Raw genomic sequence first — 26,213 nt, 5'->3', positions numbered from 1 at the left:
GGCATCCCCGTGAAGGCCAGCCGGATCGAGATCGTCTCCTGGTGCCTGTACGACTTCGCCGACTCGTCGTTCACCACCCTGATCGTCACGGTGGCCTACAGCCTCTATTTCAGGACCGTGGTGGCGGGACACCTCGGCGCAGGGGCCGACTTCTATTGGGGCCTGTCGGTGGCCCTCTCGATGATCCTGGTGGCCCTGGTGTCGCCGGTGCTGGGGGCGATGGCCGACGCCTCCGGGCGCAAGAAGCTCCTGCTCGGAATCTTCGCGGGGACCTGCATCGTCTTCACCGCGCTTCTGTACACGGTCGGCCGGGGGGACGTCGCGTCGGGAATGCTGCTCTTCATTCTGGCCAACGCCGGCTTCGAAGGGGCGCACGTGTTCTACAACGGGTTTCTCCCCGAGATCGCGGACGACCAGAGGATGGGCCGGATCTCGGGCTACGGCTGGGCGATCGGGTACCTGGGCGGACTGGCGGCGCTCCTCCTGGCCTACCCTTTCACGAGCGCCGGCCTCTCCGAGGGGGCGGGCCGGTACCGCATCACCTTCCTCGTGGTGGCGCTGTTCCACCTCCTCTTCACCCTGCCGATCCTGGCGCTTCTCAGGGAGCGCGCGCCCCGCCGTCCGGCGCGGCTCGGCGTCGTGGCCCGGGAGGGGATCAGGCGCCTGCGCGATACCTTCCGGCACGTGCGCGCGCTCGGCGATCTGTTCCGGTTTCTCCTGGCGTTTCTCGTCTACAACGACGCCGTCACGACGGTGATCGCCTTCTCGGCGATCTACGCCATGCACGTCATCGGCTTCACCATGCACCAGGTGATGATGCTCTTCATCGTGACCCAGATCACCGCCTTCGCCGGCACGTTTGCCGCCGGATTCCTGGTGGACCGCTGGGGGGCCAAGCCGACGATCCTGGCCACGCTCGTCCTGTGGATCGCGACGATCGCCGGCGCCTACGCCGCCCGGGGCGTGGCGCAGTTCTTCGCCGTGGCCGTCCTGGCGTCGATCGGCATGGGATCGACCCAGACCGCCAGCCGGAGCCTGATGGGACTGCTCATTCCCCCCGGCCGGAACGCCGAGTTCTTCGGCTTCTTCGCCCTGACCGGAAAAGTCTCCGCGGTGGTCGGTCCCCTGCTCTACGGTTCCGTCGCCTCCGGTTTCGGCAGCGAGCGCCCGGCGGTGCTGTCCCTCTCCGTCATCGTCCTGGCCGGTCTCGTGCTGATGCTCGGGGTCGACGTGGAACGCGGCCGCCGCGCCGCCGAGCGGGCGGCCCCCGAGAGCTTTCCCTCTGGACGATCGGCCGGCGAGCGCCTATGATGCGGGTCGGCGCGGGGGCCGGGCTCGCCGCCGTCGCCGCCGGAGGAGCCCATGATCGACAGGCTGAAGGCCGACCTGACCCAGGCGATCCGCCAGAAGGACTCGATCACCATGTCCACCCTGCGCATGCTGATCTCGCAGGTGCAGTACGCGCGCATCGAGGCGAAGCGCGATCTGACCGACGACGACTACGTCGCCATCCTCAAGCGCGGAGTGAAGACGCGGCGCGATTCGATCGAGCAGTACGAGAAGGGTGGCCGCAAGGACCTGGCGGACAAGGAAAAGGACGAGATCGCGATCATCGAGCGCTACCTCCCGGCCGGCATGACTCCCGAGGAGACGGCGCAGGCCGTGGACGGCCTGCTGCAGGAGCTCGGTATCACCTCGAAGCAGGACCTGGGGCGGGCGATGAAGGAGTTCATGGCCCGGCACCGCGGGCGGGCCGACGGCAAGACCGTGAACGCCCTCATCGCCTCGCGTCTGAAGTAGCGTGAACCGGCGCGGCGAGGCGGCCGCTCTCACGGCCCTGGCCCTGCTCCTCCTCGCCCTGAACCTCACGCCGATCACCAACAACGACCTGTTCCTGCACCTCAAGACGGGCGACATCGTCCTCAAGACCCACACCGTGCCGCGCACCGACGACTACTCGGCCCTCGCCCAAGGCCGGCCGTACGTGGCGCACGAATGGCTCGCCGGGGTGCTCTTCCGGCTGGTGCAGGAAGCGTTCGGGTTCAACGGTCTCGTCCTCATGAAGGTGATCGTGGCCATGGGCGTGGCGGGCCTCCTCCATGCGGCGGCGCGCCGCCTCGGGGCCTCGCCGGCGGCCTCCCTGTCCTGCCTGGCCTTCGTGATGATCCTGGCCGCGGCGCGCTTCATGGAGCGGCCCCACCTCTTCACGTTTCTCATGACAGCCGCCTTTCTGTGGCTCCTGGCGCGCCGGCGCGCGGGCGTCCCGGCTCCGCTTCTGGCCTTCGTCCCGCTTCAGGTTGCGTGGGCCAACCTGCATGGCGGTTTCATCCTGGGGCCGATCCTCGTGGCGGCCGCGGCGCTGGCGGCCGCGATCGACAGCCGGACCGGTGCGGCTCCCGTGGACCCGATGCGGCCCCCGAGCCGGGAGGCCTGGTCGCTGGGGCTCCTGGCCCCGGGACTCGCCGCCGCGTCGCTCCTGAATCCCTACGGCCCGGGCCTCCTCCGCTTCCCCTTCCAGCTCACCGGCAGCGGGTTCATGGGGGAGATTTACGAGTGGCTGCCGCCTTTCGGGAGCCCCTTCGCCTCCACGTACATGGCGCGCTACTACCTCGTCTGGATCGTTTTCGGTGGGGCGGTGCTGGGTCTGTCCTACGTTCGGGCGCGCGGCCGACCCGAGTCGCCGCCGCCCGCCAGCTTCGCGGCCATCGTGTTCGTCCTGTTCCTGGTCCTGTCCCTGCGGATGAACCGGAACGTGGCCGATTTTGCGCTGGCCAGCATGCCGGGAGTCGCGGCCGCCTGCGGAAGCGTGGCGGCCTGGCTCCCGGAGCGGGCCCCGTCCGCGCCCAGGCGGGCGCTGCCCCTCCCGTGGATCGGCGCCCTTCTCCTGGGCCTGGCGGCCTGGTTCGCCGTCTTCGGATACGCCTACGGTCCGTCGCTTCGCAGGAACATGGGACTCGGCCTGGGGCGCAACGTCCCCGTGGGGGCGGCCGACTACCTCGAATCGATCGGGATGCGCGGCGGCCTCTTCAACACCTACTCGGCGGGGGCCTACCTGGTCTACCGCCTCTATCCGAAGATACGCGTGGGAATGGACTCGCGCAACGATGTGTACGGCGAGGAGCTCTACCGCGAGTACACGCGCGCCTTGACCGACGCCGACGCCCTCGAGGCGATGCTCGAGCGCATTCAGGCCGGGGCGATCCTCCTGGAGTGGCCCAACCAGGGGATGATGACGGCGGCCGCTGCGGTGCACCGCCTGAAGAGATGGACGCCGGCCTATTTCGACGACGTGGCGGTCATCTATCTCGAGGAGGGGGGACCGTGGGCGCAGACGCTGACCCGGGACGGGCACCCCCTGCTCGATCCGGCGCTCTATCGCGGCGGCACCATCCGGCGCGAGGAGGCGGCCGCTGCGCTCGTGGAAGCGGAGCGGGCGCTCCGGAGCGGGCGCTCCTACATCGCGCGGGTCATGCGGATCGACGCCCTCCTGGGTGTCGGGCGGGAGGCCGAGGCGAAGGAGGACGAGCTCCGCATCCTGACCGAGAACCCGCCCCTCTTCCACATCTACCTGCACCTGGGCTGGATCCGCCTGGCGCGCGGCGAGCGTCGCGAGGCGGCCGCCCGATTCCAGCGGGCCCTTCAGGTCCAGCCGGGCTCGCTCCTCGCGCAGCAGGGGCTCGCCCTGGCCCAGGGAACGGCCGGGCGCTGAACGGGCATCCGGCAGGAGCCAGGCGCCCGGCCGAATGCTCGGACAGGGTCCTACGGCCGCGCCGGCGCGGCAGCCCCCCCGCCGTCCAGGGCGGACTGAATCGGACGAACGGTGACCGGTCCCAGCGTCGCGAGGTCCTTCCTGAGCGCCTGGGCCGGACCGACCACGACGATGGCCAGATCGTCCATCGGCAGCCGCCTGGCGGCGACCCGCTTGACCGCGTCGGCCGCGGTCGAGCGGACGCGCTTCTGGTACTGGTTGATGAAGTCCGGCTCGAGACCGAAGAGATCGACGTTCAGGATCTCGGCCGCCAGGTCCTCGGGGCTCTCGATGCGCAGCGGGTAGAGGCCGGCCAGGTAGCTGCGCGACTTGTCGAGATCCTCCGGCGGAAGGTCCCCGCCGCGCAGGCGGCGCACCTGCTCGAGGGCGACCTGGATCGTCTCGAGCACGCTGGCGTTCCGGGAAAACGTCGAGACGAAGATGCTCCCCGAGGAACGCAGCGCCTCGACGCGGCTCGCGATCGAATAGGTGAGTCCGCGTTTCACCCGCACCTCGTTCGTCAGCCAGGACGTGAAGCCCCCTCCCAGGACCGTGTTGCCGACGATCAGGGGCACGTAGTCGGGGTCGGCGCGGCGAATCCCCACGTTGCCGAAGCGGATCTGGCTCTGGGTGGCGTCCGGCTTGTCCACGAGAAGGACCTTGCGGCCCTTGACGCCCGCGGCCTCGGCGACCGCGGCCGCGGTGACCGTCTTCTTCTTCCAGGCCGAGAAATAGCGCTCGGCGCTCCGGGCCGCCTGCGCCGCGTCGACATCGCCGACGATCGCCAAGACGGCATTGTTGGGCGCATAGCGCGACTCGTAGAAGGACGCCGCGTCGTCCCGGGAGATCGCGGTCACGGAGCGCTGCGTGCCATCCACCGGCCGCCCGTACGGGTGGGATCCGTAGAGCCAGGCGGCGAACGCCCGCTGCGCCACGCGCCCCGGATCGTCGAGGGAATCGACGAGGTCGGCCAGGGCCAGACGCTTCTCCTTCTCGAATTCCTCGGGGCGGAACGCCGGGTTCAGGACCAGGTCGGAGAAGAGATTGAAAGCCACCTCGAGGTCCCGGGTGGCGAACTCGCCCCAGACGTAGGAGGCGTCCAGGCCCGCCATCGTGTCGATCGATCCGCCGACGAACTCCACCTCTTCGAAGAACTGTCCGGCGGGGCGGGCCTTCGTCCCCCGCTTGAGGAGCCGCGCCGTGAGCGCCGCGGTCCCCTCCTTGCCGGCGGGATCGGATGTCGATCCCGATTTCACCATCAGGCGGAGTTGCACCAGCGGAATCGTGCGGCGCTCGAGGACCAGGACGGTCAGGCCGTTCTTCAGGATGGTGCGCGCCGGAGACGGCACGTGGAAGCCGGAGGCCGCCGCCGTGGCGGACGGCTTCGGAGGGACGGAAGGCGGGGCGGCGAACGCCCCGATCGGCCCCGAGCCCAGAAGCGCGAGCGCCCAGGCGGCCCCGCGCAGACGGCCCGGCCCGCTCATGGCTTCGCCTCCTCGCCGGCTCCTTCCGGCACGACGGTCACGATCGTCCGGTTGTCGGGCCTCAGGTAGCGCGCCGCCGTCTTCATCACGCCCGCGGCGGTCACCGCCTCGTAGCTCTTCAGGACGGTGAACAGCCGCGTGTGCGACCCGAGGTAGGTCTCGAACAGCCCGAGCTGCTCCGCCTTGCCGCCGTTGGTCTTGAGGGCCTTGACCTGGGACGTGGTGCGGATGTTCTTCGCCTTCTGCAGCTCGGAGGCCCCCGCCTCCTGCTTCCCGGCGAGATCGATCTCGGCGCTCAGGGCGGCCTCGAGCGCCTCCGGCGTCACGCCCGGCTTGGCCTCCGCGTAGATCACGAACAGCCCCGGGTCGATCCTCCACATGTTCTCGACGTCCACGCGCGTGGCCAGCTCCTTTTCGTACACCAGGCGCCTCACCAGCCGGGACGACTCCCCTCCTCCCAGGATGATCTGCAGGAGATCGAGGGCGAACAGATCGTCGGAGGACGACGCGGGCACGTGGTAGGCGAACGCCACGGCGGGAAGCTGCGCGGCGCGCCTGAGGAGGGCGCGGCGCTCCCCTTTCTGCTCCGGCTCGTTGGCGACGGGTGGAGGCGCCGCCGGCTGGGCCGGGATCGATCCGTACGCCTTGCTGATCAGGCCGATGGCCCGGTCCGGCTTGAAGTCGCCCACCAGGATGATGGTGGCGTTGTTCGGAGCGTAGTGGACCCGGAAGTACTCCTCGCAGTCCTTGACCGTGATGGCGTCGAGATCCGGCATCCATCCGACGACCGGCCACTGATAGGAGTGCGCCAGGTAGGCCGTCCCCTGGAGGAGCTCCCAGAGCGATCCCTCCACGTCGTTGTCGGTGCGCAGGCGTCGCTCCTCCTTCACGACCTCCCGTTCCTTGGCCAGGCTCTCTTCGGTGACGGCGAGACCGGCCATGCGATCCGCCTCGAGCTCGACCACCATGTCGAGCGCCTCGGACGGCAGGTTCTCGAAGTACACCGTGATGTCGCTGGTGGTGAAGGCGTTCGAGGCCCCGCCCTTGGACTCGAGCATGCGGTCGAAGACCCCGGCGCCGAATTTCTTCGTCCCGTTGAACATCATGTGCTCGAACAGGTGCGAGACGCCGGTCCGGCCCGGCCGCTCGTCGCGCGATCCGACCCGGAAGAAGGTGTAGTAGCTCAGCGCCGGGACGGTGTGGTCCTCGAGGGCCAGGATCTTGAGCCCGTTGTCCAGACGGTACGGAATGACGTTGAAGCGGATTTCCTGCGCGCGGATCGGCGCGGCCGACAGGGGCGCAAGGACGGCCAGCAGGGCGGCACAGCGAACGGCTCGCGTCATCGGAACCTCGGGACGACCACGCGCCGACCATGGATGACGGCGCCCGTTTCAGGGGGCGGGATTATAGCAGAGAGCCCCGGCGCCGGCCCGTGACGGATCGGCCGCCGGCGGACGTTCCCCTGCGGCCCCTCCGCAGCACCGGCGGAGGATGCGCCGCTCTCTGTCCTTGCCGGTGCCCCGCCGCCCCGGTATACTCCCCGCGCGCCATGAAAGGGAGGCCGATTCTCAGGATGTCGTCAAACTGGACACGCCGGACGAGGTGGGCCGCCGCTCTCGCTCCGGCACTCCTCCTCCTGGCCTGCGGCGGGAACGATTCGAATCCGAACCGGATCAAGCCGATCGAGGCCACCCTGACCATCGACCCATTCCCCAACTCGCCCGATCCGGCGGTCTATCTCGTCAAGGATCCGAAAAACCCCGGCTTCCCCGACCTGGAGACGGTGCAGGTCCGGCTGTACACCGCGGCCGCTCCGATCACCTTCGACGCCTACACCGTCGAGATTCATTTCGACCCGTCCGTCGTGCAGGTGGGAAGCGTCTTCGAGTACGACCCGAACATCCTGGGCGGCTGCAGCAGCGGCCAAGCCTGCGCGCCGACTTGCCAGGTCAACAGCTCGGAGGTTAATTCAACGGGGACCCTGCTCATCGGCGTGTCCGCATTCAGCGGCTGCCCTGCCACCACCCTCACCGCCGACACCATGCTCGTCCGGATCGGTTTCATCGCCCAGACCACGATCGATCCTCCCGGCACCTCGATCGAACTCATCCAGGGCCCCGGCACCGGAGATTGTGAGATACTTCTCTATGATCCGTCGGGCTTGGTAAATTTGGGCATCCAGTGCGTGAGTGGGAACGCCCTGATGACGGCGTCCCGGTAGAATTCCAGAATCGTAATCGCCCGAACGCGGCGGACCTTCGTCACGGAGGTGCGGATGGAAGACAAGGTCGTGGCCCATTTCAAGGACGGCAGGACCCAGCGCGGCTACACCCAGGACTTCAGGCCCGACGCCGGGACGTTTCATCTTCTTCCCAGCGAAGGGGGCGGCATCCCGACGACGATCAAGCTCGATGACCTGAAGGCGCTCTTTTACGTGAAGGATTACGGATCGGCTCGCCGGCAGGTCGACCGGGCCAAGCGCTTCGCGGCGCAGGGGACCCAGGGGCAGAAGGCGATCGTCGAATTCAGGGACGGCGAGACGATCTGGGGGTTCACCGAGGAGTACTCCGCCAACAACCTGGGATTCTTCTTCCTGCCGGCCGATCCGCAGGAGAACAACACCCGCATTTTCATCGTCAACTCGTCCGTCAAGCAGATCCAGTTCCAGGAATGAGAGGAGCGCCATGAGCCTCGCGCGCGTACCGGCACGATCCTGCTCGCGGGCGGCGCAGTCCCTGCGCCTCGCCCTGCTCGTCATCGTCGCGGCGGCGGCGGCCCTCGCGCCCGCCGGCGCGGACACCAACTCGGCGCGGTACAAGTTCGAAGGGAACAAGCTGCTGACGCTCGACCTGGGCGTCGGGGACGTGCGCGCCGACTCGATCCGCTTCGAATGGCCGGCCACGATCATGCGGGTCAAGGCCGGGTACAAGGCGAACGTCAAGGTGGTCAACGGATCGTCCCACCAGGCGAGCGTGGGAATCGCGGTGGCGATCTACGATCGGGATTCCCGCCTGATCGGCGCCGGAACCGCCGGCACCACCCTCGGGACGATCGACCCCGGTGAGACGACCCAGTTCACCGTCGATTTCAAGGATGTCACCGGGCGCATCGAGCAGGCCGACCAGTTCCACATCGCCCTGGAAACGAAGTAGCCCGCGGGGGCGCCACGCCCTATGTTGTCCCGGGCCCTAACCGTGGAGGGAAGTCGATGCGATCCCGATTCTTCGCGACCCGCCGCCTGGCCGGCGCCGGCGTCGTTGCCGCCGCGCTGGCGCTGATTCCGGCCGCCCAGGCCGGAGCGGCCGTCTTCTACGACGTGACCGCGAACATGAGCCTGGGCGACGACCAGCGCGTCTTCCTGAACGTCACCAACGACCATTTCGCCCCGCCGCCGGACGTGGCGGTGTCCCTGGTGCAGCGCTGCCCCTCGCCGGTGGACGACTTCCCGGTGATCCTGCTCCTGGCCCGGGCCGGGAGGCGGAAGCCCGAGGACATCCTGAGGCTCCGCCTGGAATACCTCTCCTGGTCCGACATCATGTTCCGGCTGAACATCTCTCCGTCGGTCCTGTTCACCGGCATCAGCCGCGACCCGGGACCGCCGTACGGCAAGGCGTGGGGCTACTGGAAGAAGCACCCGCGCGAGCGCCTGGTGATCCGCGACCGCGACGTGGTCGGCCTGGCGAAGCTGCAGGTCGCCTGCGCGCGGCAACGCGTCAGCCCGTACACGCTGATCGCCGAGCGCAACAAGGGGGTCACCTTCGAGCACTTCGTCGCCGAGAAGAACCGCGGCAAGTACCCGAGATCGAAGGCCGCCAAGGGGAAGCCCAGGTCCTCCCAGCCCGGCAAGGGGAAGCCGCAGTCCCAGGAGCACGGCAAGCCGAAGCATCACGACCATCCCTGATCGGAGCGCCGCCCCTTCGCGGCGCTGACGCAGCGGCGCGCCGGCGCGGTTTTGACACCCGGCGCGCCCATCTCCTATCATGGCCCCCGTCCTCAGGGCGGGGGTCACGCGTGTCCAGGCTGCAGGTGGTTGAATCGGCCCTCGACCTCATCGGCGAGACGCCGATCCTGCACCTGCGCTCCTTCGATCGCCCCGGCGCCGCCTCCATCTTCGCCAAGCTCGAGAACATGAACCCCGGAGGGAGCGTCAAGGACCGCACGGCTCTCGGCATGATCCGGGACGCCGAGGCCCGCGGCCTGCTCAAGCCCGGCTCGACGATCGTCGAGCCGACGGCCGGCAACACCGGCATCGGTCTGGCGCTCGCCGGCGCGCTTCTCGGCTACCGGGTGATCCTGGTCGTGCCGGAGAAGTACAGCCGCGAGAAGAAGCAGATCATGACCGCCCTCGGCGCCACCCTGGAGATCACCCCGACGGCGGACGGCATGCCCGGGGCCATGAGCCGGGCCCGCGCCATCGCCGCGGCGACGCCCGGCGCGTTCGTGCCCCAGCAATTCGAGAACCGCGCCAACCCCGACATGCACTACCGGACCACCGCCCGGGAGATCTGGGTGCAGATGCAGGGCAAGATCGACGCGCTCGTTCTCGGGGCCGGGACCGGGGGGACCTTTTCGGGGGTGGCGCGCTACGTCAAGGAGCGCAATCCGGGCGTGCAGGCGATCCTGGTGGAATCGGAGGGATCGGTCCTGGGGGGCGGCCAGGCGGCGCCGCACAAGGTGGAGGGGATCGGAAACTCGTTCGTCCCCAGGACCCTCGACCGCGATCTCGTCGACGAGGTCGTGGCGGTCACCGATCGCGACGCGTTCGCGACGGCGGCGCTCCTGGCGCGCCGCGAGGGAGTCCTGGTGGGCGGCTCCTCGGGCGCCGCGGCCTTCGCGGCCGGGCGCGTGGCGGAACGGCTCGGGGCGGGACGCCGGATCGTGACGCTGTTCACCGACATCGCCGAACGCTACCTGAGCCAGGGTCTTTTCGACGAGGTGCGCTGATGGGATTCAGAACCGACGCGATACACGCCGGGGTCCGCCCGGATCCGACGACGGGATCGGTCATGACCCCGATCTACCAGACCTCGACGTACGTCTACGAGTCGCCCGGCAAGAGCACCGGATTCGACTACGCGCGCACCATCAATCCGACGCGCTCCGCGCTCGAGGAGAACCTCAAGGTGCTCGAGGGAGGCCTCGCCTGCTTCGCCTTCGCCTCGGGCATGGCGGCGATCAGCGCCGTCATGACCCTGCTCAAATCGGGCGACCACGTCGTGGTCAGCCACAACGTCTACGGCGGCACGTACCGCCTCTTCGCGCGCGTGCTCGAGGACTACGGGCTGTCCTTCACGTACGTCGATACCTCCCGCATCGAGAACATCGAAGCGGCCCTGCGCCCGGGCACGCGCATGGTGTACGTCGAGACTCCCACCAATCCGATCATGATCCTGACCGACATCGCGCAGGTGGCCGCGCTCTGCCGAGCCCGGCGGCTGATCTCGGTCGTCGACAACACGTTCCTGACGCCGGCCTTCCAGAGGCCCCTCGATCTCGGGGCCGACATCGTGGTCCACAGCACGACGAAATACCTCAACGGCCACTCCGACAGCGTCGGCGGGGCGGTCATCCTGGCGCGCCCCGAGCATGCCGAGCGGATCCAGTTCGTCCAGAACTCGGTGGGCGCGATCCTGTCCCCCTTCGACTCCTGGCTCGTGCTGCGCGGGCTGAAGACGCTGCCGCTGCGCATGCGGGCGCACGACGAGAACGGATCGAAGGTGGCCCGCTACCTCGAGGGGCACCAGGGGGTGGCGCGCGTCCTCTACCCGGGGCTGCCGTCCCACCCGCAGCACGACCTGGCGCGCCGGCAGACCCGCGGCTCGGGCGGCATGATCTCCTTCTATCTGAAAACGGACGAGGCCGCCCTGCGGTTCTTCGCGCCGCTGCGGCTCTGCGCCCTGGCGGAGAGCCTCGGCGGGATCGAGACCCTGATCTGCCAGCCGAGCACGATGACGCACGCCTCGGTGCCAGGGGACGAGCGGCGCAAGCTGGGGCTGACCGACTCCCTCGTCCGCATCTCTGTCGGCTGCGAGGACGTCGAGGACATCCTGGCCGACATCGAGAAGGGGCTTGCGGCGGTCTAGGAGCCTGCCCGGGCAACGCTCTTGCTGGCGGGCCCGGGCGCCGCTAGAATGTGCCGCCGGCCCGCGCCGGTCCGGAGGAGAGAGACCATGAGACGACCTGTTCTGGCCCTGGCCACGATTCTCGCGGCGGCCATCCTGCCCGCCTTCGCGCAGGACGAGCCGCCCCTCATCGAGAACCCGCCCGCGTCGGAACAGCCCGCCGCGTCACCGACGCCGCCCCCCGTGGCGCCGTCGGCGCCGCCGGCCTCCCCGCTGGGTCCCCTGCCGGCCACGCTGGATTTCCCCCGCTGGCAGAAGATGACGGCGCGCGAGCGCCAGACCTACGTCGAGGGATCGGTCACCACACTCGGCGCGACCACGCGGAAGCTCCGGGCCGACCTGGCTGCCGCCGGCCGCTCGCCGCAGGAACGGCTGGGCGTGGTGGTCCGTTTCGTGAACGACAATTCTCCGCGGCGCTCGCCAGCGGTGTACCTGAAGGAGATGGAGCGGATTTACATGACGGCCGAGGGACAGAAGCTGACGATGGAGGAGAGCTTCCAGAAGGCGTTCGAGCGGCTCAACATCCCGCCGGCGCCGGCGCCGACCCCCGAGGCGGCCAAGACCCCGGCCGGCGATGCTCCGGGTCAGTAATTCTCCCGGCCTCCCTTGACCACGCTGGCGATCCAGCCCAGGGCGTTCTTGTCGCCGTCATCGACCGAAACCGCGATGATCTCCGGGAGCTCGTAGGAGTGCAGTTCCTTCACCGTCTTCTTGACGTCCTCGAGGAGCGCCTGCGTCGTCTTGATGAGCAGGAGCTGCTCGGTTTCGGAGGAGATCTTTCCCTTCCAGCGATACACCGAGCGGATCATCGGCACCACGTTCACGCACGCCGCCTCCTCGCGCTCGACCAGGGTCTGCGCGATCTCGACGGCCTCTTTTTCGGTCGATGCGGTGCAGAACACGAGGATGACGGACGGTTCGCTCACGCCGTGAATTATGGAGCCGCGACCGGGGAGAGTCAAGCAAAGGGCCCCGCGCGGCGGAAATCCTGTCTGGCCGCGGGAGTGTCCGCGTGATCCACTTCGGAACTTCCGGCTGGCGGGCCGTCATCGCCGAGGAGTTCACCCTCGCCAACGTGCGCCGGGTGGCGACCGCCATCGCGTCCCACCTGGCGGGTACGGGCGCCGCCCGCAAGGGAGTGTTCATCGGCTACGACACCCGCTTCATGTCGGATCGCTTCGCCCGGGAGGCGGCGGAGGTCCTGGCAGGGCTCGGCGTGCCGGTGGCGCTCTCCCCCGCTCCGGTCCCCACCCCCGTCGTCGCCTTCGCCATCGTCAGCGGCCGCCGCGCCGGCGGGCTGAACATCACCGCCAGCCACAACCCGCCGGAGTACAGCGGTCTCAAATTCTCGACGGCCGACGGCGCCCCCGCCCTGCCGGAGGTCACGCGGTCGATCGAGTCGGTGGTCAACGCCCCGGCGGGCGGCGGCGCGGCTGCCGCTCCCCGTCCGGACGGGGCAGCGGGGCGCATCCGCTCCCTGGACATGCGCGCCGCCTATTTCCGGCAGATCGCCCGGCTGGTCCGCCTGCAAGCCATCCGCCGCGCCGGGCTGCGCACCGCCTGCGATATGCGGCACGGCGCCTCGATCGGCTACCTGGACGGCCTGCTGAAAAAAACGGCGCGCTCGGTGGACGCTCTGCATGATCGGGCCGACCCCCTGTTCGGCGGCCTGGGACCGGATTGCGGCGAGACCCAGCTCCGCCCGCTCGCCCGCCTGGTCGCCTCCCGGCGCCTGCACCTGGGGCTCGCGACCGACGGGGACGGGGACCGATTCGGCATCGTCGACCGCGGCGGACGGTTCATCCCGCCGAACCTGTTCCTGGCGGTCCTGGCCGACTATCTGCTGACCGCGAGGCGCCTGCCCGGAGGGGTCGGCCGCTCCGTGGCGACCACGCACCTGCTCGACGCCGTCTGCGCCTTCCACGGCCGCAAGGTCTACGAGACGCCGGTCGGGTTCAAGTTCCTGGGCGAGCACCTTCGATCCGGGCGGGCGTTCCTGGTCTGCGAGGAGAGCGCCGGCCTCAGCCTGCGGGGGCACGTCCCGGAGAAGGACGGCATCCTGGCGGGTCTCCTGGCCTGCGAGATGGTGGCGGTGCGCGGCAAGCCGATCCACGAGCAGATCCAGGACCTGTTCCGCAAGGTCGGACCCCTCCACAGCCGCCGCATCGACTATCATATGGACGCCGAGGCGCGGGATCGCCTCGCGCGGCGGCTGGAGGAAGTGCCCTCCGCCTTCGCCGGCCGCCGGATCGAGCGCCTGGACACCACCGACGGACGCAAGATGATTTTCCGGGACGGATCCTGGCTGCTGCTGCGGCCCTCGGGCACCGAGCCCGTCGTCCGCTGCTATGCCGAGGCCCGCAGGCCCAGGGACGTGGAGGCGCTCCTGGTGGCGGCGCGCGATCTGATTTGCTGAGGCTCCCCGCATGGCCCGCATCGCCGAACTGAAGGCCCGCGAGATACTCGATTCGAGAGGCAATCCCACCGTCGAGGTGGACGTCCTCCTCGACGACGGCACGATCGGGCGGGCCGCCGTTCCGTCCGGCGCGTCGACCGGATCGCGCGAGGCGCTCGAGCTGCGGGACGGCGACGCCTCCCGGTACCGTGGCAAGGGCGTCCTGCGCGCGGTCGGCAACGTGACCTCGGTCCTGGCCCCCGCGGTGCGCGGTCTCGACCCGGCCGGCCAGGAAGCGATCGACGCGCGGTTGCGCGAAACCGACGGCACGAAGGATTCGTCCCGCCTCGGGGCCAACGCCCTCCTCGGCGTCTCCCTCGCCGCGGCGCGCGCCGCCGCGGCCGCCCGCCGGCTGCCGCTCTTTCGCCACCTGGGGGGCGACGGCGCCCGCGACCTGCCGGTGCCGCTGTTCAACATCCTGAACGGCGGCGCGCACGCCGACAACAACGTGGACATCCAGGAGATCATGATCGTGCCGACGGGGGCCCGCTCGTTCAAGGAGGCGCTGCGCATGGGGGCCGAGATCTTCCACGCCCTGGGAGACATCCTGCGGTCGCGCCGCCTGCGTACCGGCAGCGGCGACGAAGGGGGCTGGGCCCCGGATCTGCGGTCCAACGCCGAGGCGGTCGACGCCGTGGTCGACGCCATCGCGGCGGCCGGCTACCGCCCCGGCGAGCAGGTCGGCATCGCGCTGGACGTCGCGGCCACCGAGCTGCACGAGGCCGGCTCGTACGTCCTCGAGGCCGAGACCCCGTCGCGCCGCACCCCCGAGCAGATGGTGGCGTACTACGCGGATCTCGTGCGCCGCCGGCCGATCGTGTCGATCGAGGACGGGATGGCCGAGGACGACTGGGAGGGCTGGGCCCTCCTGACCCGCTCCCTCGGGGACGCGGTGCAGATCGTCGGCGACGACCTGTTCGTCACGAACGTTTCCATCCTGCGCGAGGGGATCGAGAAGAAGGTGGCCAACTCGATCCTCATCAAGCCCAACCAGATCGGCACCCTCACCGAGACGCTGCGGGCCGTCGCCATGGCGCGCTCCGCCGGCTACACCACCGTGCTGTCGCACCGCTCGGGCGAGACCGAGGACACCTTCATCGCCGACCTGGCGGTGGCCCTGAACCTGGGACAGATCAAGACGGGGGCGCCGTCGCGCGGCGAGCGCACCGCCAAGTACAACCAGCTCCTACGCATCGAAGAGGAGCTCGGAAGCAAGGCGCGCTACCCCGGACGGTCGGCCCTGGGCCACGGAGGCGGCGCATGACCGCCGCCCGCGAGCAGGCGGCGCCGGTCGATCTGCGGCGCAAGGCCCTCTTCGTCCTCTTCTGGTTCATCGCCCTGTCGCTCCTGTTCAACTCCCTGTTCGGGGACATGGGCCTGATCCAGATCTACCGACAACGGGGCCTGCTGGCCCGGCTCAAGGTCGAGGTGCTCGATCTCAGGACGGCCAACGACCGCCTGGCCGCCGACATCGACGATCTCAAGCGCGATCCCTACCGCATTGAGCAGATCGCCCGCGAGGAGCTCGGCCTCACGCGCCCCGGAGAAATCCTCTTCCTGTTCGACGACAGCGGCCCGCCGGCCGGCCCCCGTCCTCGTTCTCATTGACAGCCCGGGAGCCCGCTGCCTATAATGCGCCCTCCTGACGCGGGGTGGAGCAGCCTGGTAGCTCGTTGGGCTCATAACCCAAAGGTCGCGAGTTCAAATCTCGCCCCCGCCACCAAGTACTCATGAAGTTGCGAAAGGGGTGGTCATGGCCACCCCTTTCGTCTGTCCGAGCAGTCTCCGACTTCCTCGTGAATTCTCGGCGATCCCCATGATTTGTGAACCCACCTGAGGAGAGTGCTCATCGCCGACAACCGTGAGCGGCTTCCTCGCCTCCGCGTCGATGGTGTGTACTGCCCGGGCGTCGCCATGACCTCACGGCCTCGATGCCATACAAGGTAGAAAAGGATCAACAAGGCCCTCGACACCCTGCGGGTGACGATAGGCAATCCGCCACGGTCCGAGTCCCTCATGGTCGGAGATGGCTCTTGAGTTCAAGTAGGCCTGGGTTCTCTTCATTGCGTCGCGGAGATCGCTCTCACTCGTGACGTTGTAGCGATCGACTGCCCATGACGCCATCCTGGTCCGGAGTCCTCTCGGCCCGGATATTCCGCTTGACAGGGGCGATTCTTTGCCGTAACTAGAGGGCACTCTTGTTCCGTCACACTCTTGTGCTGGAAATGGGCCCGGCCGCAGGCGGGAGCCGAGGCAGGGCTCTGGTTCGAGGGGCTGGAGCTTAGGCCGGTCCACTCAGCTCAGCCTGCCAGCTGGAGGTCACGCTATCAGTGGTCAAACCCTGGCAAGGCCTCAAAATACCAGCACAACTCCCTGCGTCAACACGGAATCCTTGCTGGAGGGACTCTGATGCCCGTCAGACTAGCCGCCTTGCTTAGGATGCCCTGGCTTCGCTCTCGTCGAAACCTCACCGCAATATTTTTTCCCCTCGCCCTCATACTCCCGGCACTCGTCATCCTGACGATCCATGCCCAGACCCTGACTTCCGTGGCTCAGGTGATTCGGCGAGAGGCCTTCCCGTCGGTCACCCATGCGACCCCTGGATCGACGGCGACTCAGGTCGACCCGCAGGGGATCAGCCCGGCGATGAGCTCCTCGACCCTCACCTTCCAGCAGGGGGTGGACGGATACGCGGGGACCGTCGACACCTTGATCGCCTTCGACACCCCGGATGCGGACAACTCGGCGGCGACGACGATCACCGTGGATGGCAGCCCGCTGCGGCACGTCCTGATCCGCTTCGACGGCATCATCGGAAACGGGGCGGGTCAGGTTCCTCCGGGCGCCACGATCCTTTCGGCCACTCTCACGGTCAATGTGAGCAACGTCAGCGCCAATGCCGCCGCGTTCCATCGCATGATCCAGAGCTGGAGCGCCACGAGCACCTGGAACTCGCTGGTCGGCGGCGTGCAGGCGAACGGGATCGAGGCCGTCGCGACGGCCGACGTGAGCGGCGCCTCGAGCGCCACCGGACCCTTCTCGATCGGGGTGACCGCGAGCCTGGCCGCCTGGTCCGCCGGCGGGAGCAACCTCGGCTGGGCGCTCCTGCCCGGCGGCACCGATGGCTGGGGGTTCGACTCGTCCGAGGCGGCGACGGTCGCGAACCGGCCGCGCCTGGCGGTGACCTTCACGACCGACCGTTCGCCCAATCCGCCTTCCAACGAGTCCCCGGCAACCGGCTCCACGGGCGTCTCGGCCAGCCCCACGCTGTGCGTGGACGCGAGCGACCCGGATGGCGGCCAGCTCACGGTGACCTTCAAGGGGCGCCCCACCGGGCAACCCGCGCCGCAGGACTTCACCCTCATCGCGCTCCCGGACACCCAGTACTACGCGCAGAGCTACCCGGCGACCTTCAGCGCCCAGACGCAGTGGATCGTCGACAACCTCCTGAGCCGGAACATCGCCTTCGTGACCCAGCTCGGCGACTGCACCAACGACGGCAACAACATCCCGTCGCAGTGGACCACCGCCAACTCGGCGTTCAGCCTCCTCGAGGACTCGTTCACGACCGGGCTCGCGCATGGCATCCCGTACGGGATCGCCGTCGGCAACCACGACCAGACTCCCTTCGCGACCGCCCGGTCCGGCGCGGACGAGGGAACGGCGTTCGGCGGCGCGGGGGGGACGTTCGGAGGCACCACGCAGTACTACAACCGGACGTTCGGGGCCTTCCGGTTCCAGGGCCGGGGGTATTTCGGAGGCCACTACGACTTCGGGGTCCCCGCGCAGTACTCCGACAGCATGGACAACCACTTCGAGCTGTTCAGCGCCAGCGGGATGAACTTCATCGCGTTCCACCTGGAGTGGGACGACGTGGACAATCCGACCCGGCAGGCGGTGCTGAACTGGGTGCACACCCTCCTGAGCACGACCTACAGCAACCGGCGGGCGATCATCACCTCCCATTACCTGTTGAACACCAACGGGACGTTCTCGAACCAGGGCCAGGCGACCTTCAACGCCATCAAGGACCTGCCCAACGTCTTCCTGATGCTGGCCGGCCACCTGGACCAGGCGAACCGTCGCACCGACCTGGCCGACGACGGGCACCCGATCCACTCGCTCCTGTCGGACTACCAGTCCCGCCCCAACGGCGGGAACGGGTGGCTCCGGATCATGACCTTCTCGCCGGCGAGCGACACGTTCCACGTGCAGACCTACTCTCCGACCCTCGGTCAGTTCATCAACAACCACGCCGACAACACGGCGGGGACGGCGCAGAACGATTTCGTCCTGGGCTACGACATGGACAGCGGCACGCCGTTCGCCACCATCGGGACGGCGTCCGGCGTGGCGAGCGGCGGGCGGGCGTGCGCCGCGTGGCCGGGGCGCGAGACGGGGCAGGAGTATGAATGGTTCGCGGAGGTCTCGGACGGCGAGCTGACGACCACGGGGCCCCTGTGGACGTTCACCGCCTCGTGCTCCACGAATGCCGAGTGTGATGATGCCATCTTCTGCACGACGGACACCTGCAACGGCGGATCGTGCCTCCACTCGCCGATCGCCGACTGCTGCGGGACGAACGCCGAGTGCGACGACGCCGACCCGTGCACCAACGACGCCTGCAATCTGTCGGGCCACTCCTGCGAGAACACGCCCATCGACTGCAACGACGGCCGGTCCTGCACGGGGCCCGATGCCTGCGTCGGGGGCGTCTGCCAGAACCCGTACACCCCGTTCGCCGGTTGCTGCGCGAGCCCCGCGGACTGCGACGACGGCATCGCGACCACGACCGACACCTGTTCGGCGGGGACCTGCAGCAACGTGAATACGGCGTGCCTGGCGAACCCCGACTGCAGCGACGGCGATGCCTGCACGACCGACAGCTGCACCGCGGCGAACCTCCGCTCCCTCGTTCTCGACGGCGTGGACGACCACGTGACCATGGGCGCCGCCGCCGGACTCAATGCCTCGCCCGCGTTCTCGATCGAGGCGTGGATCAACGGGACCAGCGGGACCGGCATCTCGACCGGCACCCAGGGTCTCGCCAGCGCCATTCCGCTGGTCGCCAAGGGGGCGCCCCAGGCGGAGACACCGGCCAACGTCAACATGAACTACTTCCTGGGCCTGGACGTCGAAGGATCGAACCGGAGGCTGGCGGCCGACTTCGAGGACGCGGCGACCGGGCTGAACCACGCCGTCTGCTCGACCGGCAACGTCCCGGCCACCGGCTGGCATCATGTGGCGGCCACCTACAGCCCGGCGAACGGCTGGCGCCTCTACCTGGACGGCGTGGCCCAGACATTGACCACCGACAACACGACCTGCACGACCTGTGTGGCGCCCAATTGCACCACCACTCCGGGCGCGACACCCGAGCCGAACAGCATCCAGCATTTCGGCATCGGCACGTCGCTGACCTCGACCGGCGGCGTGAACGGACGCTACCAGGGGAAGATCGACGAGGTGCGCGTGTGGAACGTCGAGCGGTCCGCCCCCGAGATCGCGGACGCCCGGGACGAGCTGATCGCCACCGCAGCCAATCTGATCGCGCATTACGGGTTCGACGACTCGACGGCGACCGATTCGACGAGCCCGGCGGAGAACGGCACCCTCGTCGGCAGCCCTGTCTTCGACTCCTCGGACCGGCCGGCGGTGGGCGGCGCCTGCCTGTACCTGCCGTTGAGCTGCGACGACGGCAATCCGTGCACGGCCGACAGCTGCACCGGCGGGAGCTGCCTGCACATCCCCGCCAACGACGGCGGCGCCTGCAATGACGGCGACGGCTGCACGAACGACGACATCTGCACGAACGGGGTCTGCGCCGGGACGCTGAGCTGCGACGACGGCAACGCGTGCACCGGCACGGATCAGTGCGTGTCGGGATCCTGCCAGAACCCGTACAACCCGACCCCGGGCTGCTGCACGACCGCCGCGGATTGCGATGACGGAAACCCCGCAACGGCGGACTCCTGCTCGGCCGGCACCTGCAGCAACGTGAACCTGGTCTGCGCGACCGGCGCGGACTGCAACGACTCCGACGGCTGCACGGCGGACGAGTGCGTCAGCGCCAACGTCGCGGCGCTGAGCTTCGACGGGACGGACGATTACGTGACCATGGGACCGTCCGCCGGGACCGGCAGCCTGGGGGCGGCGACCTTCACGGTGGAGACCTGGTTCAAATGGACCGGTGCGGGTGTGACCACATCCACCGGCACCGGCGGCATCGCCGCGCTGATCCCGCTCGTGGCGAAGGGGGCCGCGCAGGCCGAAACCCCGGCGAATGTGAACGCGAACTACATCCTCGGCATCGCCGGAGGCAGGCTCGCGGGGGATTTCGAGGATGCCGCGACCGGCCTGAACCACCCGGTGTGCACCGCGGCCGCGCAGCCGACGATCAGCACGAACGTCTGGCACCACGCCGCGGCCAGCTACAACGGCACCTGCTGGCAACTCTACCTGGACGGCGTGGCCGTGCCGATCGACACGGCGTGCTCGACCTGCGCCGGCGGGGCGTGCACGGTCTGCCCCGGGGCGACGCCGGAATCGACCAGCATCCAGCACTTCGGGCTGGGCACCACGCTGACATCAACCGGTACGGCGGCAGGCTTCTATCAGGGCCGGCTGGACGAGGTGCGCGTCTGGAACGTGGCGCGGAGCCTGGCGCAGATCCAGGCCGACCGGTTCCAGGAGGTGAGCTCGGCTCCCAACCTCATCGGTCGCTGGGGCCTGAACGAGAATGCCGGCACGACGGCCGGCGACTCCACGACACCCGCCGAAAACGGGACGCTCACGAGCGGCCCGGCCTGGAGCCCGACCGACAGGGCCCCGCTGACCTCCGGGACCTGCTCGTACACCCCGATCCCCGGCTGCACTCCCTGCTCGACCGCGGCCGATTGCAACGACGGCAACCCGTGCACCACCGACTCGTGCAGTCCGTCGTCCGCCTGCGTTCACACCAACAACAACGCACCCTGCAGCGAGGACGGCAACCCCTGCACCGACGACGTCTGCAGCGGCGGGAGCTGCACGCACCCGAACGACAACAGCAACGCCTGCGCCGACGCCAACGCCTGCACGGGTGACGCCTGCGTCGGCGGCGCCTGTCTGAGCTGGTACTCCCCCACCCCGGCCTGCTGCGATTCCAACGCCGACTGCAACGACGGCGTCGCGGCGACCTCCGATGCCTGCACCGGGGCGCCGGACGGGAACTGCACCAACGTCATCCCCGGCTCGTGCACCACCAACGCCAGCTGCAACGACTTCAACGGCTGCACGACCGACGCGTGCACGACCCCGAACCTCTCGGCGCTGAGCTTCGACGGGACCAACGACTACGTGACCATGGGGGCCGCGGCCGGGACCTCCGCCCTGGGGGCGACGACCTTCACGGTGGAGACCTGGTTCAAGTGGACCGGGGCAGGCGTGACCACATCCACCGGCACCGGCGGCATCGCCGCCTTGATCCCGCTCGTGGCGAAGGGGGCCGCACAGGCCGAGACCCCGCCGAACCTCAACGCGAACTACATCCTGGGGATCGCCGGAGGCAGGCTCGCGGGCGACTTCGAGGACTCCGCGACCGGCCTGAATCACCCCGTGTGCACCGCGGCGGCCCAGCCGACGATCAGCACGAACGTCTGGCACCATGCCGCGGCCGCCTACAACGGCACGTGCTGGACGCTCTTCCTGGACGGCGCCGCCTTGCCGATCGACACGTCGTGCTCGACCTGCGCCGGCGGGGCGTGCACGGTCTGTCCCGGGGCGACGCCGGAATCGACCAGCATCCAGCACTTCGGGCTGGGCACGACTCTGACCTCAACGGGTGCGGCGACCGGCTTCTATCAGGGCCTGCTGGACGAGGTGCGGGTCTGGAACGTGGCGCGAAGCCTCGCGGAGATCCAGGCCGGGAAGGACCAGGAGATCACCTCGGGCACCGGCCTCATCGGCCGCTGGGGTCTGAACGAGAACGGTGGCACGGCCGCCGCTGACTCGACGACGCCCGCTCAGAACGGCACCCTGACCAATTTCAACGTGGCCACGGCCTGGAGCGCGACGGACAAGTCCCCCGTGGCTCCCGGAACGTGCTCGAACACGCCGATCCCGAACTGCGCGTCGTGCACCGCGGACTACCAGTGCAGCGACTCGAACTCGTGCACCGCCGATTCCTGCAACACCACGAACGACGCGGCGGTTTCATTCCCCTCGCCGGGTGCGGCGGCGAACCGCGTGGACCTTGCCCTGGGCGGCGGGAGCGACTCCAGCCCCGACTACGTCAATTACTTCGGGACCGGCAGCTTCACGATCGAAGGGTGGGTGTACACCGACGGCGGCGCCGCCTCCCTGACCGGGATCTTCCGTGGCGGCCAGCAGGGAGCCTTCCCGCAGGTCGCCGTGCAGCTCACCGGGACCGGCAACCTTCAGATCGCCGGATCCGTCGAGTCGAACACCACGGGGACGCAGGTGGACGTGACCCACGGCACGGCTCTGACGGTCAATACCTGGGCGCACTTCGCCTTCGTCGTCGACCGCACACCCGGCAACCAGCAGCTTCGCCTGCACCTGAACGGCGGTGCCCCGGCCACCGCGGTAGCGAACCTCCTGGGGACGAATCCCGTCAGCTTCACGAGCCAGTCGATGATAGGCGCCGCGCGCCTCGATACAGGCGCCGTCGGGCTGCCGTTCGACGGCCGCCTCGACGAGATCCGGATCTGGAACTACGCCCGGACCCAGGCGGAGACGGCCGCGGAAATGGGACGCGAGATCGGCTCGGCCGCGGGGCTCGTGCACCGCTGGAGCTTCAATGAAGGGTCGCTGACGAACGCCTCCGACTCTGCGGGCGGCAGCGCCGGAACCCTCACGGGAGCGACGACCTGGAGCACGACGGGCCTGCCCTTCGCGGGGAGCGACATCTGCACGCACACCAGCCTCGCGAACGGCGCGGCCTGCAGCGACGGCAACGCCTGCACCCAGACCGACACCTGCCAGGCCGGCGTGTGCAACGGATCCAACACCGTCACCTGCACGGCCTCCGACGCGTGCCACGACGCGGGGACCTGCGACCCGGGCACCGGCCTCTGCTCCAACCCCGCCAAGCCCAACGGCGCGGCCTGCAGCGACGGCAACGCCTGCACCCAGACCGACACCTGCCAGGCCGGCGTCTGCACCGGATCCAGCACCGTCACCTGCACGGCCTCCGACCAGTGCCACGACGCGGGGACCTGCAACCCGGGCACCGGCCTCTGCTCCAACCCCGCCAAGCCCAACGGCGCGGCCTGCAGCGACGGCAACGCCTGCACTCCGACCGACACCTGCCAGGCCGGCGTCTGCACCGGATCCAACACCGTCATCTGCACGGCCTCCGATCAGTGCCACGACGCGGGGACGTGCGACCCGGGCACCGGCCTCTGCTCCAACCCCGCCAAGCCCAACGGCGCGGCCTGCAGCGACGGCGACGCCTGCACCCAGACCGACACCTGCCAGTCAGGCGTCTGCACCGGATCCAACACCGTCACCTGCACGGCCTCCGACCAGTGTCACAACGCGGGAACCTGCAATCCGGCCACCGGAGTCTGCTCCAACCCGGCCAAGCCGAACGGCGCGGCCTGCAGCGACGGCAACGCCTGCACCCAGACCGACACCTGCCAGGCCGGCGTCTGCACCGGATCCAACACCGTCACCTGCACGGCCTCCGACCAGTGTCACAACGCAGGGACGTGCGACCCGGGCACCGGCCTCTGCTCCAACCCCGCCAAGCCCAACGGCGCGGCTTGCAGCGACGGTAACGCGTGCACCACGACCGACGCCTGTCAGAACGGCGCCTGCGCTCCCGGGCCGGCGGCTGATTGCAACGACAACAATGTCTGCACGGACGATTCATGCGATCCGCCCGTCGGGTGCCGGCACAGCAACAACACCGCCTCCTGCGACGACGGAGATGTGTGCAACGGCACGGGGGTGTGCCATGACGGGGCCTGCGCCGGGACGCCGCCGCCGAATTGCGATGACGGCAACCCTTGCTCGACCGATTCCTGCGATCCGGTCCTCGGGTGCCGGCACGTCAACAACACCGCATCGTGCGACGACGGCAATGCGTGCACCCGGACCGACACCTGCCAGTCCGGCGTCTGCACCGGCTCCAACCCTGTCACCTGCACGGCGTCCGATCAGTGTCACGACGCGGGGACGTGCAATCCGGCCACCGGCGTCTGCTCCAACCCCGCCAGGCCGAACGGCGCAGCCTGCAATGACGGAAGCGCCTGCACCCAGACGGACACCTGTCAGGCCGGTGTCTGTTCCGGCGCCAACCCGGTGGTCTGCACCGCATCCGACCAGTGCCACGACGCGGGCACTTGCAATCCGGCGACCGGCGTCTGCTCCAACCCGGCGAAGGCGAACGGCTCGCTCTGCAGCGACGGCAACGCCTGCACGCTGAGCGACACCTGTCAATCCGGTCTCTGCGCCGCAGGCAGCGCCGTGGTCTGCGTCGCGTCCGACCAGTGCCACGTGCCGGGCGTCTGCAGCCCGGCAAGCGGTCTCTGCTCCAACCCGTCCAAGCCCGATGGCAGCGCCTGCGACGACGGCAACACCTGCACCGCGGGTGATTCCTGCATCGCCGGCACGTGCACCTCCGGGGCTGCGCCTCCCGAGGTCTGCAACGGCCTCGACGACAACTGCAATACGCTGATCGACGAAGGGAACCCGGGCGGCGGCGTCGCGTGCTCGACCGGGCAGCCGGGCGTCTGTTCCGCCGGCATCACCCAGTGCACGGGCGGGAGCATCGTGTGCGTCGGCACCACGTCGCCCGCGACGCCGAACATCGTGGCGCAGATCAACACCTCGATGAGGTACCTCGCCAACAACGCGACGACCGCGGCCGAGGATACGGTTCTGGTCCAGATCGACTCCCCGATGCGCTACAAGGCGAACTCTGCCGATCCGGGAATCGGGCTCGCCTGGATCAACGAGACGTACGACGACACCGGCTGGAATTCCGGCACGTACGGCGTCGGTTACGACACCGAGGCGCCCCCCAACGCACTGAGTCTCATCAAGACCGGCGTTCCAGCGGGAACTTTCTCGGTGTTCACCCGCGCGACCTTCAGCCTCGCCGACGTCTCGACGGTGAAGAGCCTGTTCTACGGGGCGGACTACGACGACGGGTACGTCGCCTACCTCAACGGTGTCGAGGTGGCGCGATCGTCGACCATGCCGGCCGGCAGCCCGGCCTGGAACACCAACGCCGCGCTTCACGAGTCGAGCAATGCGGCGCTGCCTAACTATGGAACGCTGATTGATCTGACCGGCAGCATTTCACTCCTGCACAACGGGACCAACGTGCTGGCGGTCGGTGTCTGGAACAGCGGCGCCGCCACCTCGACCGACCTGGTGGTCGTTCCGAAGCTGTCCATCGGATTGGACTGGACGGCCAGGAGCTTCAACGACTCGACCTGGTCGACGGGGACTTACGGCGTCGGCTACGACACGGCGCCGGCCCCGAACGCCCTCAACCTGATCAAGACGAGCGTTCCGGCCGGCACGCTGTCGGTCTTCACCCGGGCGCACTTCAACATCCCGGATGCCGCCGCATTGGCGGCGATCCAGAGCGTGACTCTGGGCGTGGACTACGACGACGGCACGGTGGCCTGGATCAACGGGGTCGAAGTGCTGGGCTCGGCCGAGATGCCTTTCGGTCCGCTCAATCCGACCACGCCGGCGGCGGACCACGAATCGAGCAACGGGGCCGCCCCGAACTACTCGCCGATCAGGGACGTCACCGCGCGGGCGCTGCCGGCGCTCGTGGTTGGCGACAACGTCCTGGCGATCGGCGTGTGGAACAACCTCTCCACGTCCACCGATCTGGTCCTCGTCCCCCGACTGTCCCTGGGAGAGGCCGAGCGGTGCGACGGGCTGGACAACGACTGCAACGGAATCGTGGACGACGGCTTCCCGGACAACGACCACGATGGGCAGGCCGACTGCGCCGATACGGATGACGACGGCGACGGCACGGCCGACGGGCAGGACTGCAAGCCGCTCGATCCGCTGTCCTCGGCGGCACCGCCCGCCGAGATCCTGGACCTGCTCTTCGTCCGGGCCCCCGATCGCTCCTATGTGATGACCTGGACAGGCCAGGGCGGCGGGCTCCACTACGATGTGGCGGGCGGACTCCTCTCGCGGCTCCGGCCGGACGGTGGCGCGCTGAACGCCACCTGCGTCCCTGGCGGGAACGATCTTGTGAACGCCAGCTTCATCGACACGCGGCCGGCACCGCCGCGGGGCGAGTCCTACTACTACATCGTCCGCTCCCAGAGCTCCTTCTGTGGCTCCGGGACTTACGGGCACGCCTCGTCCGGTGCGGAGATCCTGCCGGCGAGCGCCTGCCCGTGACCGGCAGGGCAGCGGGT

At 69.1% G+C, this 26,213-nt stretch carries 17 protein-coding genes and 1 tRNA gene; 15 read left to right on the top strand and 3 right to left on the bottom strand.

The features are described from left to right. Positions 1–9 precede the first annotated feature (9 nt). The 3 genes from VGV60_08725 to VGV60_08715 are packed head-to-tail and all read left to right on the top strand — an operon-like array spanning position 10 to position 3,709. The gene (locus VGV60_08725; GenBank protein ID HEV8701341.1) at positions 10–1,311 is read left to right on the top strand and encodes an MFS transporter; all 1,302 of its coding nucleotides are present in this window, start codon (positions 10–12) and stop codon (positions 1,309–1,311) included. Between the two features lie 51 nt (positions 1,312–1,362). Next, entirely contained in the window at positions 1,363–1,800 is a 438-nt protein-coding gene (locus tag VGV60_08720; protein HEV8701340.1) for a GatB/YqeY domain-containing protein, read from the top strand. A gap of 1 nt (position 1,801) precedes the next feature. Further along, a complete protein-coding gene (locus VGV60_08715; protein ID HEV8701339.1) occupies positions 1,802–3,709 on the top strand; it encodes a hypothetical protein in 1,908 nt (635 codons plus the stop codon). Between the two features lie 50 nt (positions 3,710–3,759). Here VGV60_08715 and VGV60_08710 read toward each other — a convergent pair whose 3' ends face one another. Continuing rightward, positions 3,760–5,232 carry a pitrilysin family protein gene (locus VGV60_08710; GenBank protein HEV8701338.1) on the bottom strand — a complete coding sequence of 491 codons (1,473 nt, stop codon included), beginning with the start codon at positions 5,230–5,232 and terminating at the stop codon, positions 3,760–3,762. Next, entirely contained in the window at positions 5,229–6,575 is a 1,347-nt protein-coding gene (locus tag VGV60_08705; GenBank protein HEV8701337.1) for a pitrilysin family protein, read from the bottom strand. The genes VGV60_08710 and VGV60_08705 overlap by 4 nt, the downstream gene beginning before the upstream one ends. Before the next feature lie 230 nt (positions 6,576–6,805). Here VGV60_08705 and VGV60_08700 point away from each other — a divergent pair, with 230 nt between their 5' ends. The 7 genes from VGV60_08700 (at position 6,806) to VGV60_08670 (ending at position 11,945) form a co-directional block, all read left to right on the top strand. Beyond that, entirely contained in the window at positions 6,806–7,453 is a 648-nt protein-coding gene (locus VGV60_08700; GenBank protein ID HEV8701336.1) for a hypothetical protein, read from the top strand. Between the two features lie 54 nt (positions 7,454–7,507). Continuing rightward, positions 7,508–7,906 (top strand): hypothetical protein, encoded by a 399-nt coding sequence (locus tag VGV60_08695; GenBank protein HEV8701335.1) that lies wholly within the window; start codon positions 7,508–7,510, stop codon positions 7,904–7,906. A 10-nt stretch (positions 7,907–7,916) separates the two neighbouring features. Then, on the top strand, positions 7,917–8,384 hold the full coding sequence (locus tag VGV60_08690; protein HEV8701334.1) for an FxLYD domain-containing protein: 468 nt from the start codon (positions 7,917–7,919) through the stop codon (positions 8,382–8,384). A gap of 56 nt (positions 8,385–8,440) precedes the next feature. Beyond that, on the top strand, positions 8,441–9,133 hold the full coding sequence (locus tag VGV60_08685; protein ID HEV8701333.1) for a hypothetical protein: 693 nt from the start codon (positions 8,441–8,443) through the stop codon (positions 9,131–9,133). 110 nt (positions 9,134–9,243) lie between these two features. Further along, the gene (gene cysK, locus VGV60_08680; protein ID HEV8701332.1) at positions 9,244–10,176 is read left to right on the top strand and encodes a cysteine synthase A; all 933 of its coding nucleotides are present in this window, start codon (positions 9,244–9,246) and stop codon (positions 10,174–10,176) included. After that, positions 10,176–11,315, top strand: coding sequence for a PLP-dependent aspartate aminotransferase family protein (locus tag VGV60_08675; protein ID HEV8701331.1), 1,140 nt, complete (start codon positions 10,176–10,178; stop codon positions 11,313–11,315). Before cysK ends, VGV60_08675 begins: the two co-directional genes overlap by 1 nt. An 87-nt stretch (positions 11,316–11,402) precedes the next feature. After that, positions 11,403–11,945: a hypothetical protein gene (locus tag VGV60_08670; GenBank protein ID HEV8701330.1), complete on the top strand. Its 543-nt coding sequence runs from the start codon at positions 11,403–11,405 to the stop codon at positions 11,943–11,945. Here VGV60_08670 and cutA read toward each other — a convergent pair. Beyond that, a complete protein-coding gene (gene cutA / locus VGV60_08665; protein ID HEV8701329.1) occupies positions 11,939–12,280 on the bottom strand; it encodes a divalent-cation tolerance protein CutA in 342 nt (113 codons plus the stop codon). The genes VGV60_08670 and cutA overlap by 7 nt on opposite strands. Positions 12,281–12,366: 86 nt before the next feature. Here cutA and VGV60_08660 point away from each other — a divergent pair, with 86 nt between their 5' ends. The 5 genes from VGV60_08660 (at position 12,367) to VGV60_08640 (ending at position 26,196) form a co-directional block, all read left to right on the top strand. Further along, positions 12,367–13,770 (top strand): phosphoglucomutase/phosphomannomutase family protein, encoded by a 1,404-nt coding sequence (locus VGV60_08660; protein ID HEV8701328.1) that lies wholly within the window; start codon positions 12,367–12,369, stop codon positions 13,768–13,770. A gap of 10 nt (positions 13,771–13,780) precedes the next feature. Continuing rightward, positions 13,781–15,073 carry a phosphopyruvate hydratase gene (gene eno / locus VGV60_08655; protein HEV8701327.1) on the top strand — a complete coding sequence of 431 codons (1,293 nt, stop codon included), beginning with the start codon at positions 13,781–13,783 and terminating at the stop codon, positions 15,071–15,073. Then, complete coding sequence (locus VGV60_08650; protein ID HEV8701326.1) at positions 15,070–15,417, top strand: septum formation initiator family protein; 348 nt, start codon at positions 15,070–15,072, stop codon at positions 15,415–15,417. The genes eno and VGV60_08650 overlap by 4 nt, the downstream gene beginning before the upstream one ends. Positions 15,418–15,455: 38 nt before the next feature. Next, a tRNA-Met gene (locus VGV60_08645) sits at positions 15,456–15,532 on the top strand. Positions 15,533–16,455: 923 nt separating this feature from the next. Beyond that, positions 16,456–26,196, top strand: a complete 9,741-nt coding sequence (locus VGV60_08640) for a LamG-like jellyroll fold domain-containing protein (protein HEV8701325.1) — start codon at positions 16,456–16,458, stop codon at positions 26,194–26,196. Positions 26,197–26,213: the final 17 nt, after the last annotated feature.

The organism is Candidatus Polarisedimenticolia bacterium (assembly GCA_036001465.1).
In the GTDB taxonomy this organism is placed as follows: domain Bacteria; phylum Acidobacteriota; class Polarisedimenticolia; order Gp22-AA2; family Gp22-AA2; genus Gp22-AA3.
Note: the sequence above shows the minus strand (reverse complement) of the source record. Positions and strands in the feature narration are given on the sequence as shown.